The organism is Tessaracoccus pujii (genome assembly GCF_054483895.1).
The window spans coordinates 808,101-824,338 of record NZ_CM137012.1 but is presented as its reverse complement, the minus strand read 5'-3'; the positions used below and the strand labels follow the sequence as shown (position 1 = coordinate 824,338).

13 protein-coding genes, 1 tRNA gene and 1 pseudogene are annotated in these 16,238 nt (G+C 70.0%); 3 read left to right on the top strand and 12 right to left on the bottom strand.

Annotated features, from left to right (window positions below; translation table 11 throughout):
• From ACX1D0_RS04025 to ACX1D0_RS03970, 12 genes and pseudogenes are all read right to left on the bottom strand, one after another.
• Entirely contained in the window at positions 1–225 is a 225-nt protein-coding gene (locus ACX1D0_RS04025) for a hypothetical protein (protein ID WP_459019608.1), read from the bottom strand.
• A 53-nt stretch (positions 226–278) separates the two neighbouring features.
• A complete protein-coding gene (locus ACX1D0_RS04020; protein WP_459019607.1) occupies positions 279–731 on the bottom strand; it encodes a hypothetical protein in 453 nt (150 codons plus the stop codon).
• The gene (locus tag ACX1D0_RS04015; protein ID WP_459019606.1) at positions 724–1,866 is read right to left on the bottom strand and encodes a glycosyltransferase family 4 protein; all 1,143 of its coding nucleotides are present in this window, start codon (positions 1,864–1,866) and stop codon (positions 724–726) included. Before ACX1D0_RS04015 ends, ACX1D0_RS04020 begins: the two co-directional genes overlap by 8 nt.
• Positions 1,867–1,888: 22 nt before the next feature.
• Positions 1,889–2,485 (bottom strand): annotated as a pseudogene (locus ACX1D0_RS04010) (L-threonylcarbamoyladenylate synthase); the annotation flags it as partial.
• A 29-nt stretch (positions 2,486–2,514) separates the two neighbouring features.
• On the bottom strand, positions 2,515–3,372 hold the full coding sequence (prmC, locus tag ACX1D0_RS04005; RefSeq protein WP_459019605.1) for a peptide chain release factor N(5)-glutamine methyltransferase: 858 nt from the start codon (positions 3,370–3,372) through the stop codon (positions 2,515–2,517).
• A complete protein-coding gene (gene prfA / locus ACX1D0_RS04000; protein ID WP_459019604.1) occupies positions 3,369–4,436 on the bottom strand; it encodes a peptide chain release factor 1 in 1,068 nt (355 codons plus the stop codon). Before prfA ends, prmC begins: the two co-directional genes overlap by 4 nt.
• 78 nt (positions 4,437–4,514) lie before the next feature.
• Positions 4,515–4,721: a 50S ribosomal protein L31 gene (rpmE, locus tag ACX1D0_RS03995; protein ID WP_459019603.1), complete on the bottom strand. Its 207-nt coding sequence runs from the start codon at positions 4,719–4,721 to the stop codon at positions 4,515–4,517.
• 115 nt (positions 4,722–4,836) lie between these two features.
• A complete protein-coding gene (gene rho, locus ACX1D0_RS03990; protein ID WP_459020380.1) occupies positions 4,837–6,576 on the bottom strand; it encodes a transcription termination factor Rho in 1,740 nt (579 codons plus the stop codon).
• Between the two features lie 240 nt (positions 6,577–6,816).
• On the bottom strand, positions 6,817–7,707 hold the full coding sequence (gene thrB / locus ACX1D0_RS03985) for a homoserine kinase (protein WP_459019602.1): 891 nt from the start codon (positions 7,705–7,707) through the stop codon (positions 6,817–6,819).
• 3 nt (positions 7,708–7,710) lie between these two features.
• Entirely contained in the window at positions 7,711–9,015 is a 1,305-nt protein-coding gene (locus ACX1D0_RS03980; RefSeq protein WP_459019601.1) for a homoserine dehydrogenase, read from the bottom strand.
• Positions 9,012–10,415 carry a diaminopimelate decarboxylase gene (gene lysA / locus ACX1D0_RS03975; protein WP_459019600.1) on the bottom strand — a complete coding sequence of 468 codons (1,404 nt, stop codon included), beginning with the start codon at positions 10,413–10,415 and terminating at the stop codon, positions 9,012–9,014. Before lysA ends, ACX1D0_RS03980 begins: the two co-directional genes overlap by 4 nt.
• Positions 10,416–10,460: 45 nt before the next feature.
• Complete coding sequence (locus tag ACX1D0_RS03970; RefSeq protein WP_459019599.1) at positions 10,461–10,955, bottom strand: hypothetical protein; 495 nt, start codon at positions 10,953–10,955, stop codon at positions 10,461–10,463.
• Between the two features lie 60 nt (positions 10,956–11,015).
• Here ACX1D0_RS03970 and ACX1D0_RS03965 point away from each other — a divergent pair.
• The 3 genes from ACX1D0_RS03965 (at position 11,016) to ACX1D0_RS03955 (ending at position 16,235) form a co-directional block, all read left to right on the top strand.
• Positions 11,016–11,087, top strand: a tRNA-Arg gene (locus tag ACX1D0_RS03965).
• Positions 11,088–11,115: 28 nt separating this feature from the next.
• The gene (locus tag ACX1D0_RS03960; RefSeq protein WP_459019598.1) at positions 11,116–12,399 is read left to right on the top strand and encodes a glycosyltransferase 87 family protein; all 1,284 of its coding nucleotides are present in this window, start codon (positions 11,116–11,118) and stop codon (positions 12,397–12,399) included.
• A gap of 86 nt (positions 12,400–12,485) precedes the next feature.
• Positions 12,486–16,235, top strand: coding sequence for a multifunctional oxoglutarate decarboxylase/oxoglutarate dehydrogenase thiamine pyrophosphate-binding subunit/dihydrolipoyllysine-residue succinyltransferase subunit (locus ACX1D0_RS03955; protein ID WP_459019597.1), 3,750 nt, complete (start codon positions 12,486–12,488; stop codon positions 16,233–16,235).
• Positions 16,236–16,238: the final 3 nt, after the last annotated feature.

Genomic DNA, 16,238 nt, shown 5'->3' with positions numbered 1-16,238 from the left:
TCACGTACCGCTCCCGTATCGCTTGATGATGATGTAGATGCTGGTCACCAGGCCCAGGATCAGGCCCAGGGGCAACATCCATGAGGTGTTCAGGAAGTAGTCCCCCACCCAGCCGAGGCCACCGTAGAAGATGATCCCACTGAGCAGATAGCTGAGCACGAGCATGCCGTCGTCGGAGCGCCTCCCAGGTCCTTCTGGCGCGTTCTCTGACGGTGAGTTGCCCATGTCGTGTGTGAGCCTAGCGGAAATGGGACGGCGAATCATATTCTGTCTGACCCTCAGCCCTCACCCGGGGGGTGGTATTCCGTGTCGTAGATGGGGACCCGCTGCCGCGACGCCACGAGCACCACGCCGGTGACCCAGGCCAGCACCGTCCCGGCGACGCTGAGGAGGAGCCAGCCGTCGCTGACCAGCGGCGCCACCGCCGGATGCCCGAGAATGAACCACAGCCCCGCCGCGATCCCCACCACGCGCACGGCGTAGCTGACCAGCACCAGCGCCATGCCCTGGAAGTCGGCCAGTTCCGAGGCCACGACTTCGATGGCCTGCCCAACGGAGTAGAAGATGACGACGGCGGCGAACCCGAGCACGGCGGTGAGGACGGCACCTCCGCCACCGGCCAGAGCGGCGGCCAGGATGATGAGGCCGCCGACGAGGTGGCCCCCGACCAGGCCGCCCAGCATCATCTGCCGGGCGCGGCGCGTGGCGGGCGTCAGCCTGCGCTCAGCCACGGCCCGCCCCGTCGACGACGTCTGGATCCGGTCCTAGCGACGAGGGCGCGTGGCGCACCGGCCGCACCGTCAGCCCCAGGACCAGCAGTAGAGCCAGGCCCACCACCCATCCGGTGTGCGGCCAACTGGACAGCGCCATGACGACCAGCCCCACCGAGACCACGGCCGTCCAGCCGTACATGAGCAGGACCGCGCCCCAGTGCGAGTGACCACGGGCCAGGAGCCGGTGGTGCAGATGCTGCTTGTCCGGATGGAACACGTGCTGCCCGTTCCAGGTCCGGCGGATCCAGGCGAGGCCCAGGTCCAGCAGCGGAAGAGCGAGGACCGCGAGCGGAAGCAGGATCGGCAGCAGCGCCGGCAACAGGTTGCCGTCGCGGTGGTCCGTGGCGCCCGGATCCAGTTGGCCCGTGAACGAGATGGCGCTCATGGCCATGAGGAGCCCCAGCAGCATGGCCCCGGAATCTCCCATGAACATCTTCGCCGGATGGAAGTTGTGCAGCAGGAAGCCCATGGCGATGCCACAGGTGGCCACCGTGATGAGGCTGGCTGTGGTGGCGCGCACCAGCTCCTGCTCGTAGGCCAGCACGTAGGTGTAGCTGAAGAACGCCCCGGAGCCGATGGCGACGATGCCCGCGGCCAGCCCGTCGAGGCCGTCGACGAAGTTGACGGCGTTGACGCACAGGGCGATGAAGAACACGGTGATGAGGATGCTGCTGGCGTCGTCGAGCGCGATGATGCTGGTGGGCAGCGGGATCCAGTAGATCCGCACGCCCTGCAGCACCGCGACGCCCGCCGCGAGCACCTGCCCGCCGAGCTTGACCATGGCCGGCAGGTCGTACATGTCGTCGAGAACCCCGATGACGCAGATCACCAGCCCGGCCCAGAGCACGGCCCAGGCGTCGTGCTCGACGGTGGTGTAGCGGCCCAGGAACGGCATCTGCAGGGCCAGCAGGAACGCCACGGCCAGCCCCCCGAACATGGCCACGCCACCGAAGTAGGGGATGGGCTGGGTGTGCACGTCACGGCTGCGGACCCGAGCCAGAGCCCCGGTGCGCACCGCGACGCTCCTGGCCGGGCCGGCGAGGAGATACGTCGTGCCGGCGGCGACCAGCAGTACCAGCAGGTATTCGCGCATCCGCGGCCTAGCCCCGGGCTTCGATCTCCGGGGCCACCTCGCGCAGCGCGTCGAGGGGAATAGCGCCGAGGCGGAGGACCCGGCCCTCCGGTGCGGAGGCGAAGTCCACGATGGTGGAGGCCACTCCGCCTCCGGCCGCTCCGCCGTCGAGGTAGACCGCGACCCGGTCTCCCAGCTGCGCCACCGCCTCGTCACAGGTTAGCGCTGCCGGCTGACCTGAGACATTGGCGGAGCTCACCGCCAGCGGGCCGGTGCGCCGCAGGAGGGCGCGGGCGTCGTCGTGGTCCGGGACCCGGACCGCCACCGTGCCCTTCGTCTCGCCCAGCGACATGCCGGAGCGGGACTGGGCCTTGAGGATGAGGGTGAGGGCCCCCGGCCAGAACGCCTTGGCCAGCGCCGCCGCGGCAGCGGGCACCTCCTCGGCGATGGCGCGCAGCATCGACGGCTCCGCGATCAGCACGGGTGGGGGCATGTCCCGGCCGCGCTCCTTGGCGTCCAGCAGCCCCTGCACCGCAGCGGCGTCGAAGGCGTCCGCGCCGATCCCGTAGACGGTGTCCGTGGGCAGCACGATGCACTGCCCGGCGCGGACGGCGGTCACGGCCTCCGTGAGGCCGGCCTCCCTGTGGGTGTTGAGGTTGAACGCTGTCGTCACGGGGCAATCCTGCCACTAGTCGGGAGCCGCACGCCCGTGACGAACCGGGGGCGCCCGGTGAGGTCCGGCCGCGACACCACATCGGCGAAGCCCGCGGAGGTCACGAGCGCGACGACGGCGGCCGCGTGGCTCTCGTCGTGTTCGGTGGCCAGCAGCCCGCCCGGGCGCAGCAGCCGAGCCGCGACCCTCACGACCACGCGCAGCGCGTCGAGTCCCTCCGCCCCGGAGAACAGCGCCATCCCAGGGTCGTGGTCGACGACGTCGCTGGGCAGGAGTCCCCGATGGGACTCGGGGATGTAGGGGGGGTTGGCGATGACCAGGTCGACGGTGCCGTCGAGGTGGGTGAAGGCGCCGGCCATGTCGCCGTGCACCACGTCCACGACCAGCCCGGCGAGGTTGCGGGTCAGGTACGGCAGGGCCTCGCCTGACAGCTCCACGGCGTGCAGCTCCACCCCACCCAACTCGTGGCCGATCGCCGCGGTGATGGCGCCGGATCCGGCGCACAGCTCCACGACGCGTCGCCGGCCCACGCCCCGCTCGCCGAGGCGCGCGAGGGCCCAGCCCACCATCTCCTCGGTCTCCGGCCGCGGGATGAACACCCCTGGGCCCACCTTGAGCGTCTCGTGGCGGAAGTGCGCCACCCCCGTGAGGTGCTGCAGCGGGATGCCCGAGGCCCGGCGCCGCGCCATGTCGTCGATGGCCGCGCGCTGGGCCGGCGTGACGCCGTCGACCAGGATGAGCTGCGACGGCTCGACACCGAGGACGTGGGCGACGATCTGGCGCGCCTCCGGCCCGGGGCTGGGCGATCCCGCCCTGGCCAGTCGGCCCGCCACCTCGAAGGCGGCCTCGCTCACCCGCCCACCCCGGAGAGGCGCTCGGCGAGGTCCTGCTCCGCGAGGGCGTCCAGCAGCGGGGTGAGGGCGCCCTCGAGGACCTGGTCCAGGTTGTGCGCCTTGTATCCGATGCGGTGGTCCGTGATCCGGTTCTCCGGGTAGTTGTAGGTGCGGATCCGCTCTGACCTGTCGACCGTGCGCACCTGCGACTTGCGGGCCTGGGACGCGGCCGACGCGGCCTGGGCCTCCGCCAGCGCCGTCAGGCGGGCGCGCAGCATGCGCATCGCCGAGTCGCGGTTCTGCAGCTGCGATCTCTCGTTCTGGCACGACACGACGGTGTTCGTGGGCAGGTGCGTGATGCGCACGGCCGAGTCCGTGGTGTTGACGCCCTGCCCGCCGGGACCGGAGGAGCGGAACACGTCGATGCGGAGATCGTCGTCGTTGATCTCGACCTCGTCGGCCTCCACGTCCGGCATCACGAGCACTCCGGCGGCGGAGGTGTGGATGCGGCCCTGGGACTCGGTGACCGGCACCCGCTGGACGCGGTGCACGCCGCCCTCGAACTTGAGCCGGCCGTAGGGGCCGAACTCCAGCGCGGCCGTCCCCTTGACGGCCACTGTGACGGACTTGTAGCCGCCGAGGTCCGTCTCCTGGGAGTCCAGCACCTCGATCTTCCACCCGGTCTGCTCGGCGTACTTCGAGTACATCTTCAGCAGGTCCGCGGCGAACAGCGCCGATTCGTCGCCACCCTCCCCGGACTTGATCTCCAGCAGCGCGTCTGCGTCGTCGTTGGGGTCACGCGGGGCAAGGAGCTTGCTGAGCCGGGCGGTGGCCACCTCGAGCTGGGCGTCCAGGTCCGCCACCTCGTCGGCGAACGACGGCTCGTCCGCGGCCAGTTCCGCCGCCGCCCCCCGGTCCTCCAGGAGACGCCGGTAGTGGTCCATGCCCTCGACGATGGGCTTGAGCGCCGAGTAGCGCCGTCCCACCTTCCGGGACCGGGCCAGGTCCGCGTGCAGGTCCGGGTCCGACAGCTGCCGCTCCAGGTCCCGGAACTCGTCGACGAGGGGTTGGGCGTTGTCGAACATGGCGGTGCTCCCTTGGGTGGCGGCAAACGAAACGGGCGCCGGGCGGGTGGATACCCGTCCCGACGCCCGAGTGCGAAGCTAGGGCTTCTTGGCGTAGCGCTTCTCGAAGCGGGCCACGCGGCCACCGGTGTCGAGGATCTTCTGCTTGCCGGTGTAGAACGGGTGGCACTCGGCGCACACGTCCGCGCTCATCGGCTTCTTGCTGGTGCTGCGGGTGGTGAAAGCGTTGCCGCAGGTGCAGTGCACCTGGGTGTCAACGTATTCAGGGTGGATGCCCTGCTTCATGGTGGAACTCCTCGTTTCAGTGGCCGGGTCGCTGGTCCGGATGGACCTGGAGAGTGCGTGAACCGGCGCGACCCCCAATTGTGCCTCGCCGGCCCACCAATTCCAAGTCCGCGGGTCAGCCGTCCGACGCGGGCGTGGTCTTCATGACGCTGAGCAGGAACTCGTGGTTGCTGCCCGTCTTGGTCATCCGGGACTTGAGCGTCTCCAGTGCCTGCTGGTCGTCCAGGCCGGACAACGCGCGGCGCAGCTTCCAGATGATGTTGAGCTCGTCGCGGCCCAGCAGCAGGTCCTCGCGGCGGGTGCCGGAGGCGTCCACGTCGATGGCCGGGAAGATCCGCTTGTCCGCGAGTTCGCGGCGCAGGCGCAGCTCCATGTTGCCGGTGCCCTTGAACTCCTCGAAGATCACCTCGTCCATCTTGGAGCCGGTCTCGATGAGCGCCGTGGCGAGGATGGTCAGCGAACCGCCGTTCTCGATGTTGCGGGCGGCGCCGAAGAACTTCTTCGGGGGGTACAGCGCCGCGGAGTCCACGCCACCGGACAGGATGCGTCCCGACGCGGGTGCAGCCAGGTTGTAGGCACGACCCAGGCGGGTGATCCCGTCGAGGAGCACGACGACGTCGTGGCCGAGCTCGACCAGCCGCTTGGCCCGCTCGATGGCCAGCTCCGAGATCATGGTGTGGTCCTCGGCGGGGCGGTCGAACGTCGAGGCGATCACCTCACCGGAGACGGTGCGCTGGAAGTCCGTGACCTCCTCGGGGCGCTCGTCCACGAGGACCACCATGAGGTGCACCTCGGGGTTGTTGGCCGCGATGGCGTTGGCGATGGTCTGCATGATCATCGTCTTGCCGGCCTTCGGAGGCGACACGATCAGCCCGCGCTGGCCCTTGCCGATGGGCGAGACCAGATCGATGATCCGTCCCGTGATGTTGGTCTGGACCGTCTCGAGGCGGAGGCGCTCCTGCGGGTACAGGGGGGTGAGCTTGGCGAACTCGGGGCGCCCCTTGGCCTTCTCGGGATCCTCGCCGTTGACCGTGTCCAGCCGGACGAGCGGGCTGTACTTCTCCTTGCGCTCCCCCTCCCGCTGGGTGCGGATGGCGCCCGTGATGACGTCGCCGCGGCGCACGCCGTAGCGGCGGACGGTGGACATGGACAGGTAGGCGTCCGTGGACCCTGGCAGGTAGCCCGTGGTGCGCACGAAGGCGTAGTTGTCCTGAATGTCGACGATGCCGGAGATGTTGGCGAGCACGTCGCCCTCGCCGACCACCGGCTCGGCCTCCATGCGCTCCATGCCCTGGCCGCCGCGGACGGGGCGGCGGTTCTGGCGGTCCTGACGCTCCGGGCGGTCGCGGTTGTTACGCCGACGGCGGCTGCGCCGTCCGCTGCCCTGGTCGTCGTCGTAGGTGCCGGGGTCGATGCTCACCGAGGTCGAGGGGGCCGCGGCGGCCGGGGCGGCCGTCGTGGTGGCTGCGGGCCTGGAGCCACCGCCCATCGCGGCCTCCAGCAGTTCGCCCACCTCGTTGATGGTCTCCGGGAGCGGGCCACGCTCGCGATTGCGGCGGCGACGGTTGTTGCGGCCGCCCTCCTGCTGATCGCGGGTTGCGTCGTCGCGCTGCGGCTGCTGCTCCGACTGGACCTGCTGCCCGGACTGCGCCTGGGGCTCTGGCTGGGGCTGGGCCTGCGGCGCGGACTGGGCCTGATCGGCCGCCTCCTGCCGGGGACGGCGCTGGCGCCGGGCGGGCTGCTCGCCGCCGGAGGCCGACGGCGGGGCCTGGGTCTGAGCCTGCGGCGCGCTGCCGCCCTGGATGGCGTTGACCAGGTCTCCCTTGCGCATCGCGGAGACCCCCTTGATGCCCATGCTGCTGGCGACGGATTTGAGCTCGACCAGCTTCATGGTGGAGAGGTCAGTGGATTGGCTCAACGAAAAGTTCCTTCCATGGAGCCGTGGGGGCAGCTGACGTAGCGCGCCCGACGGCGTCATAAGTGATGGAGTACTGAGCGCCAGAAAGCCGGTGTGTAATGGATCGCCACGGCGGCGCCTCGGGGTAAACCAGTCACCACATTAGCAACTGTTCGGGTCACGGCCAAAGAATGGCCATCATCGGGCCAGGAGTTCCACACCGCCGGCGGGGCGCAGCGCGTGGATCGCGAACCCGTCGGTGGTCACCGCACCCACCCCGGCCAGCTGCTCCGGGAGGCCGACGGCGATCACCGTGGGCCCGGCCCCCGAGATGGCCGCCGGCACGCCCGCGTCGCGGAGGCGGGACATCAGATCGTAGGCCGGGCGCATCAGGTCCGCGCGGTAGCGCTGGTGCAACCGGTCCGCGGTCGCGTCGAGCAGCAGGTCCGGGCGCAGCGTCAGCGCGAGCGGCAACGCGGCCGCGGCGATCGCCTGCGCGACGGCGTCCGTGCGGGCCACCGTCGCGGGGAGCACCCTGCGGGCCTCGTCGGTGCGGCACTCGAAATCCGGCACGAACGCCACCGCCTGGAACCCGACCGGCAGCGGCAGCTGGACCAACGACACCTTGCCCTCGCGCGCCCACGCGAGAATGGCGCCGCCCCACACGGCCGCGCCGGCGTTGTCCGGGTGCCCCTCGGCCTGCGTGGCCATCCTGGTCACTGACGCTCGGTCCACGGGCTCCCCCGGCCGCGCGACACCCCACGCCAGCGTCAGGCCGGCGACGATGGCCGCCGCGGACGAGCCGAGCCCGCGGGAATGCGGAATAGTGTTGCGGCAGGTCAGCCGCATGCCGGGGGGACGGCTCGCGCCGAAGGCGGCCAGGCCGTCGAGGAGCGAGGAGACGACGAGGTGCCGCTCGTCCAGCGCGACGTCGCCGGCGCCCTCACCCGTCACCACCACGTCGAGGCCCGGTTCGTCGAGCAGGTCGAGGGTGAGCTCGTCGTACCAGTCGAACGCCATGCCGACGCAGTCGAACCCCGAGCCCAGGTTTGCGGTGGTGGCCGGGACCCGGACCGTGAGCTGGCGCATGGGTCAGAAGCCCTCGACGCGCATGACGCGAACCTCGGAGCCCACGAACTCCGCCCGTCGCAGCTCCTCGGTGACCAGCGCGAGGTCGCTCTCCCTGGTGAGGTGGGTCATCACGCCCAGCCTGGCCGCGAAGTCCGCCTCCGCCGCTCCGCCCTCGCGATAGCTCTGCTGCACGACCCGCAGGGACACGCCGTGCTCGCCGAAGATGGCCGCGCACTTGGCCAGGACACCCGGGCGGTCCACCACGTCGAAGCTGACGTAGAACTGCGCCTGCGACTCGCCGATGGGGGCCACCACGCGGTTGAGCGCGCTGGATCCCTGATGGCTCGCGGTGCCGCGGTGCCGGTTGCGCGCCACGGTCACCACGTCGCCCATGACGGCGCTCGCGGTGGGCGACCCGCCGGCCCCCTGGCCGAGGAACATCAGCTCACCGGCGTCACGGGAGTTGACGAAGATGGCGTTGTAGGCGCCGGAGACCGACGCCAGCGGGTGCTTGTTGGCCACCATGGCGGGGTGGACCTTGACGATCACCCTGCCGTCGTCGGTGAGCTTGGCGATGGCGAGCAGCTTGATGGTGCAGCCCATCTGCTCGGCCGCGGCGATGTCTCCGGCGGTGACCCCCGTGATGCCCTCGCAGAACACCTCGTCGCGCTTGACCTCCGTGTGGAAGGCGAGCCCGGCGAGGATGGCTGCCTTGGCGGCCGCGTCGTGACCCTCGACGTCCGCGGTGGGATCCGCCTCCGCGTAGCCCAGCTGCTGGGCCTCGGCGAGCGCCTCGTCGAAGGTGCTCCCGTCGGTGACCATCTTGTCCAGGATGTAGTTGGTGGTGCCGTTGACGATGCCCATCACGGCCGTGATGTCGTCGCCCACGAGGGACTCGCGGAGCGGTCGGACGATGGGAATGGCGCCAGCCACGGCAGCCTCGTAGTACAGGTCCACGCCCTTGGCGTCCGCGGCCCGCGACAGCTCACCGAGGTCGTCCGCGAGGAGCGCTTTGTTCGCCGACACGACGGAGGCGCCGTTGGCGATGGCCGTGAGCAGGAGGCTCCGCGCGGGTTCGATGCCGCCGATCAGTTCGATGACGATGTCCAGGTCCGTGCGCGCCACCAGCGCCTCCAGGTCCGTGGTGAGCAGCGCGGGGTCGATGCCCGGGCGCGGCGTGTCCGCGCGCCGTACGCCGACGCCGACCAGTTCCAGCCGGCGCCCGATGCGTGACTCCAGCGTGGCGCCCTCGTTGAGGATGATGCGGGCCACCTGCGACCCCACCACACCGGCGCCCAGCAGCGCCACCTTGAGCGGCTTGCTCACTCTCCCACGTCCAATCTCATCAGGTCCTCCAGAGTCTCGCGGCGCAGCATCACACGGGTGACGCCGTCCTTGGCGGAGAGCACGGGCGGCTTCGGGATCTGATTGTAGTTACTGGCCATACTGCGCGCGTAGGCGCCCGAGCCGGGCACGGCGATCAGATCGCCGATGGCCACGTCGGCCGGGAGGAATACGTCGCGGATCAGGATGTCGCCGCCCTCGCAGTGCTTCCCGACCACCCGGCTCAGGACCGGCTCCGCCGTCGAGTTGCGGTTGGCGATCGCGGCGGAGTACTCGGCGGCGTAGAGGGCGGGGCGGATGTTGTCGCTCATCCCGCCGTCGACGCTGACGTAGACGCGGGATCTGTTGGCCTCCAGGTCCACGATCTTGACGGTGCCCACGCGGTAGATGGCCACGCCGGCCGGACCGCAGATGGCGCGGCCGGGCTCGATGGACAGGTGCGGACGCTTGAGGCCGAAGCCGCGACACTCGTGCTCGATCATCTCCTCGAACGCCGCGGCGATGTCCGAGGTGGCCGTCGGGGTGTCCGCGGAGGTGTAGGCGATGCCGAAGCCGCCGCCGAGGTCCAGCTCCGCGAGTTCGACGCCGGTGGCCGTGCGGAACTGCGACGCCAGCCGCATGGTGCGCCGGATCGCCACCTCGAAGCCGTGGGTGTCGAAGATCTGCGAGCCTATGTGGCTGTGGATGCCGGCCAGGTCCAGGTACTGCGAGCTGTGGCAGCGCACCAGCGCGGTGAGGGCCTGCCCGCCGGTGATGGACAGGCCGAACTTCTGGTCCTCGTGGGCGGTGGCGATGTATTCGTGCGTGTGGGCCTCGACGCCGGTGGTGACGCGCACCATGACGCGGGCGCGGTGGCCGCCGTCGGCGCACGCGCGCTCGAGCCGGGCGATCTCGTCGAAGGAGTCCACGATGATCCGGCCCACGCCCTGCTCGAGCGCGAACACGATCTCCTCGTCGGACTTGTTGTTTCCGTGCAGCCCGAGCCGGGCCGCGGGCATGCCTCCGGCCAACGCGATGCGCATCTCGCCCATGGTGGTGACGTCGAGGTTGAGGCCCTCCTCCGCGGCCCACCGCGCGACGGTGCGGGTCAGCAGCGCCTTGCCCGCGTAGTAGACGTCCCAGCCGGGGAACGCGGTGCGGAAGTCCGCGGCGCGGGACCGGAAGTCCGTCTCGTCGATGACGTAGGCGGGGGTGCCGTGCTCGTGGGCGATCTCGGTGAGCGGGAGCCCGGCGACGACGATGCGGCCCTGGTCGTCGCGGTAGGTGCCGCGCGGCCAGAGCTTGAGGTCGAGCGCGTTGAGATCCGCGGGCACGTCGAGCCACTGGGGCCCGCCGTGCGCCGCGTCCGCGTGGATCGACCCGGCGATGTGCATGTGCGTCATGCCGCAAGCCTGCCAGAGCGCCGCGCCCCGGCGCCATCGGCGCCGTCAGGCCGAGACGCTGACGCTCTCCAGGCCCCGCAGCACGAGCGAGGTCGGGTCCGGCACCTCGACCCCGTCGGCGGTCACCCTCACCCCGCCGCAGACTGCTCCGAGGCACTCGTCATCGAACCGGACGCCCCAGAGCGTGAAGAATTCCCCCAGGGTGATCTCAGGGTTGCCGTCGCCCTCCAGCCACACCTCGCCGCCCGGGTCGTGGGTGTGCACCGGGGCCTGGACGGCCCGCAGCCGGTCCGCCCCGATGAAGGCGGGGATGTCCACCCGCTCACCCTCGACGGTGACGACGAGCGTGAGCACCCACGGGTCGGTGTCGGTGCCCAGCGGCTGCTCGGGCAGACCTGCCGCGCGAATGTAGGACACGGCGTCGCGCGGCGCGTCCCACGGCGGAGGGCTCTGCCGCATCTCCGCGGGGGCGGGCTCGGGGCGCGCCACGCAGGCGGTGAGGAGAACAACGGCCAGGACGGCGGACAGGATCGTGCGCACCAGGCCACCGTAGCGGGGGATCACGGTGTCCCCGGGGAGGTGCTAACCTTTCCGGGTCCAGCCCCCGTAGCTCAGGGGATAGAGCACCGCCCTCCGGAGGCGGGAGCCGAGGTTCGAATCCTCGCGGGGGCGCTTCGCGCCGGCTGGCAGGAGACCGACGATGACCCACACCAGGTTCACGGCGGCTGCCGACACCCCCACGCGCTGGCCCGCTGCCGTTGGCCTCATCGCGCTGTTTGTCCTCACGCGATCCGTGTCCTTCCTCATCCTGGGCCTGGAGCAGGTCGCCTTCGTGGCCAACGACGTGTCCTACTACGGCTACCACCTCTTCCGCCTCGACGAAGGGGAACCCGGCGTGATGGCCGAGTACCCGGTGCCTGCCGTGTGGATCCTGCAGGGCATCTACCGGCTCGGCGGCGGTTGGCAGACGTGGACCGCCGTCTACGTGGCCGTCTTCGTGCTCCTCGACGCCGCCGTGGCGATCACCCTGTACCGCCGCTCCAACGCCGCCGGCGCGCTCTTCTGGATCCTGTTCACCGGCGTCCAGGGGCCGATCGTCTGGTACCGCTTCGATCTCATTCCCGCCGCCCTCGTCGCCTGGGCGTGCCTGTTCGTGACCAGGTTCCCGAAGCTCGCCGGCGGCCTGGTGGGCCTGGGCGCGGCCATCAAGCTGTGGCCGGCGCTCCTCATCGGGCCCATGCTCTCGCCGCACCCCTGGCGCTCCACGCGGGCCCGGGGCAGAGTGATCGGTTTCGCCGTGGTGGGGTTCGGGCTGGCCGTCGCCTCGCTCGTCACCAGCGGATGGACCCGGTCCGCCTCCCCCCTGACCTGGCAGGGGCAGCGCGGGCTGCAGATCGAGTCCGTACCGGCGTCACCCCTGATGTTCCTGCGCACCTTCACGGACAATCCGTCGTGGAACATCTTCCTGTCGCCCTACAACGCGCTGGAATTGCAGGGACCCTACGTCGGCGGGCTGCTCACGGTGTCCACGGTGCTGACGGTGCTCTCACTGCTCGCCGCGGTCTTCCTCAGCTACCGCCTCATGCGCCGCCTGCATGACGATGACGAGCGTCTCCACGAAGCCATCCTCCTGGCGATCCTGACGATCGTGCTTGCCACCGTGATCGCCAACAAGACCCTGTCCCCGCAGTACGTCCTGTGGCTGGGCGGTCCGGTGGCCGCGCTGCTCGTGGCCAAGACGAGCGCATGGCTGCGCAGCCACCTCATCGTGCTCGCCGGGTCCCTCATCGCAGTGGGCCTGCTCACCCAACTCACCTACCCCTGGGGCGCCTACGGCATCATGGCCATCCCCCTGGGGTCCGGGCCCGAGACATCCGTGCTGCTGCTACGCAACATGGCGCTTGTCGCCCTGACCGCTTACGCGTTCGGCCTGACCGTCCTGGCGAGCCGGGGCCCCGGACTGTCGGCGGCACCTCGTCGGTGATGTGGGTAAGCTGCCACCAAGAGCAGCCGCAGACGTCTGCGGCCACCAGGACTCACAGAGGGGATCGTGGCCTCCGCCACTCACACATGTCAGCACCTGACTCACTTGACGCCTTCGGGGCTAATTCTTGGCTCATCGACGAGATGCGGGAGGCGTACGAGGAGGACCCACAGTCCGTCGCTGAGGAGTGGCGGGAACTCTTCGCCACCGACGATGCCCCGGCGGCACCGCCGCCGGCCAGCGCGCCGGAACCCACCCCTCCGCCGCAGGCGAAGCCGGCACCAGCGAGACCGGCGGCTGCGGAGCCGTCCGCACCGAAACCAGCCGCAGCCAGGGCGGAGACCACGACGCCCGACGCCCCGAAGTCGACCAAGAGCCAGGTGGAGCGCGTGCGCAAGGGCGGCGACGCCCCGGCCAACCCGGGCACCGGGTCCACGTTGTCGGCCAACGCCCCCAACCCGGCTCTGCGCCCCGCCCCGTCGGTCGTGGCACCGAAGTACACCGTCCTGCGCGGCGCGCCGATGCGCACGGCGAAGAACATGGAGACCTCGCTGACGGTCCCCACCGCCACCTCGGTGCGCTCCGTGCCGATGAAGCTGGTCATCGACCAGCGCACGGTGATCAACAACTTCCTGCGCACCTCCAAGGGCGGCAAGGTCTCCTTCACGCACCTGATCGGCTACGCGATGGTGAAGGCGCTGGCGGCCATGCCGTCCATGAACAACGCCTACGACATCATCGACGGCAAGCCCAACCTGATCGAGAACCCGTCGATCAACCTGGGCATCGCCATCGACATCCGCAAGGGCGAGACCCGCCAGCTGCTGGTGCCCAACATCAAGGGTTGCGAGAACCTCAACTTCTTCCAGTTCTGGTCCGCCTATGAGTCCGTGGTCAAGAAGACCCGCGACGGCGAGCTCCAGGTCAGCGACTTCGCAGGCACCACCGCGTCGCTCACCAACCCCGGCGGCATCGGCACCAACCACTCGGTCCCCCGCCTCATGACGGGGCAGGGCGTCATCCTCGGCGTCGGCAACATCGACTACCCCGCTGAGTTCCAGGGCATGAGCCCCTCCCGGATGACGGATCTGGGCGTGTCGAAGGTCACCACGCTGACCAGCACGTACGACCACCGGGTCATCCAGGGCGCCACCTCCGGCGAGTTCCTCAAGAAGATGCACGAGCTGCTGCTCGGGCAGGACCGCTTCTACGACGAGATCTACGAGGCGCTGCGCATCCCCTACGAGCCGCTGCGCTGGTCGCCCGATGTGTCGGCCCACCGCGATTCGCAGGTGAGCAAGACGGCCCGCGTGCTGGAGCTGGTCAACGCGTACCGCACCTTCGGCCACCTCGTGGCGGACACCGATCCCCTGGAGTACCGCCAGCGATCGCACGAGGACCTGCGGCTGGAGGCACACGGCCTGTCCATCTGGGACCTGGACCGCGAGTTCGCCGTCGGCACCTTCGGCGGGAAGGAGCGGGTGTACCTCCCCCTGCGCGACATCGTCGGCATCCTGCAGGACTCCTACACGCGCACCGTCGGCGTGGAGTACATGCACATCGCGGACCCGCGCCAGCGGGAGTGGTTCCAGCAGCGGATGGAGCGGCCGCACCAGCCGCTCACGCACGAGGAGCACATGCACGCCCTGGACAAGCTCAACGAGGCCGAGGTCTTCGAGACCTTCCTCCAGACGAAGTTCGTGGGCCAGAAGCGCTTCTCGCTGGAGGGCGGGGAGTCCCTCATCGTGCTGCTCGACGAGATCGCGCAGCGCGCCGCCCACGACTCCCTCGACGAGGTGTGCATCGGCATGCCGCACCGCGGCCGGCTCAACGTGCTGGCCAACGTGGTGGGCAAGAAGTATGCCTCCATCTTCAAGGAGTTCGACGGGCAGGTGGACCGCAGCGGCACCGGCGACGTCAAGTACCACCTGGGTGCTGAGGGCACGTTCGTGGCGTCCAACGGCGCCACCATCAAGGCGTCGGTGGCCGCGAATCCCTCTCACCTGGAGGCCGTCAACCCGGTGCTTCAGGGCATTGCGCGGGCCAAACAGGACACCCTCGGGGCGGACGACTACCCCGTGCTCCCCCTCACCCTGCACGGCGACGCGTCCTTCTCCGGCCAGGGAGTGGTGTTCGAGACCCTGCAGATGAGCCAGCTGCGCGGCTACAAGACCGGCGGCACCATCCACGTGGTGGTCAACAACCAGGTGGGCTTCACCACCGCGCCCACGGAGTCACGCAGCTCCACCTACTGCACGGACGTGGCCAAGTCCATCTCCGCACCTGTGCTGCACGTCAACGGCGACGACCCGGACTCCTGCATCCGGGCGGCCCGCGTGGCCTTCGACTACCGGCAGAAGTACCACAAGGATGTCGTCATCGACCTCATCTCCTACCGCCGGCGCGGGCACAACGAGGGCGACGACCCCAGCTTCACCCAGCCCAACATGTACGACCTCATCGAGCAGAAGCGCTCGACGAGGCGCCTGTACACCGAATCGCTGATCGGCCGTGGCGACATCTCGATGGCGGACGCCGAAGACGTGATGAACCGGTTCCGGTCGCGGCTGGAGAACGTGTTCCGCGAGGTCCGCGAGAGCACCGAGGCGGACGACGACTACCGCAAGGTGCCGTACTACCCCACCAAGCCGGATGCGCGCCTCACCGAGATCACGCAGGAGATGCTGAAGACCATCGCCGACGTGCACACCCAGTTCCCGGACGGGTTCATGGTGCACCCCAAGGTGATGCCCCAGCTGGAGCGCCGCGCCCAGGCCATCCTGGAAGGCCCCATCGACTGGGCCACCGCGGAGATGATCGCCATCGGCTCCCTGCTCATGGAGCGTCGCCCCGTGCGGCTGGCCGGCCAGGACTCGCGGCGGGGCACCTTCTCGCAGCGGTTCGCCGCGATCGTGGACCGGGTGACCAACGAGGCATGGGTGCCGCTCAAGCACCTCACGGAGGACCAGGGCACCTTCGACGTGTTCGACTCCCTGCTCAGCGAGTACGCGGCGCTGGGCTTCGAGTACGGCTACTCGGTGGCCCGGCCGGACGCCCTGGTGATGTGGGAGGCGCAGTTCGGTGACTTCGTCAACGGTGCCCAGATCATCTCCGACGAGTTCGTGGCCTCGGGCAACGCCAAGTGGACCCAGAAGTCCGGCGTGGTGCTGCTCCTCCCCCACGGCTTCGAGGGGCAGGGTCCGGATCACAGCTCGGCCCGCCTCGAGCGGTGGCTGCAGCTCTGCGCCGAGAACGCGCTGGCCGTGTGCCAGCCGTCCACCCCGGCCAGCTACTTCCACCTGCTGCGGCAGCACGCCTATGTCAACTTCCACCGCCCAGTGGTGATCGCCACGCCGAAGTCCATGCTGCGCAACAAGCTGGCCACCTCCACCCCGGAGGACTTCACCTCCGGGGCATGGCATCCGGTGCTCGACGACCCCACCGTCGAGGACCCGGCCACGGTGGATCGCCTCATCCTCTGCTCCGGCAAGGTGCGGTGGGACCTGGTGGCCAGCCGCGACAAGCGGGGCCTGGCGGGCAAGGTTGCCATCGTCTCGCTGGAGCGGTTGTACCCGCTCCCCAGCGAGGAACTGGCCGCGGTGCTCAAGCGGTACGCCCACGTCACCGACGTCCGCTTCGTGCAGGACGAGCCGGAGAACCAGGGCGGGTGGCCGTTCCTCTCCGCGCACCTGCCCGCGGACGTCAAGCGCCACTTCCCCGAGTACGACCTGCGCATGACGCGGGTCACGCGGGAGTGGTCGTCAGCGCCGTCGGTCGGGTCGCTCAAGGTCCACAAGACCCAGGAGGAAGCGCTCCTCGACGCGGCGCTAGGCTGAGCC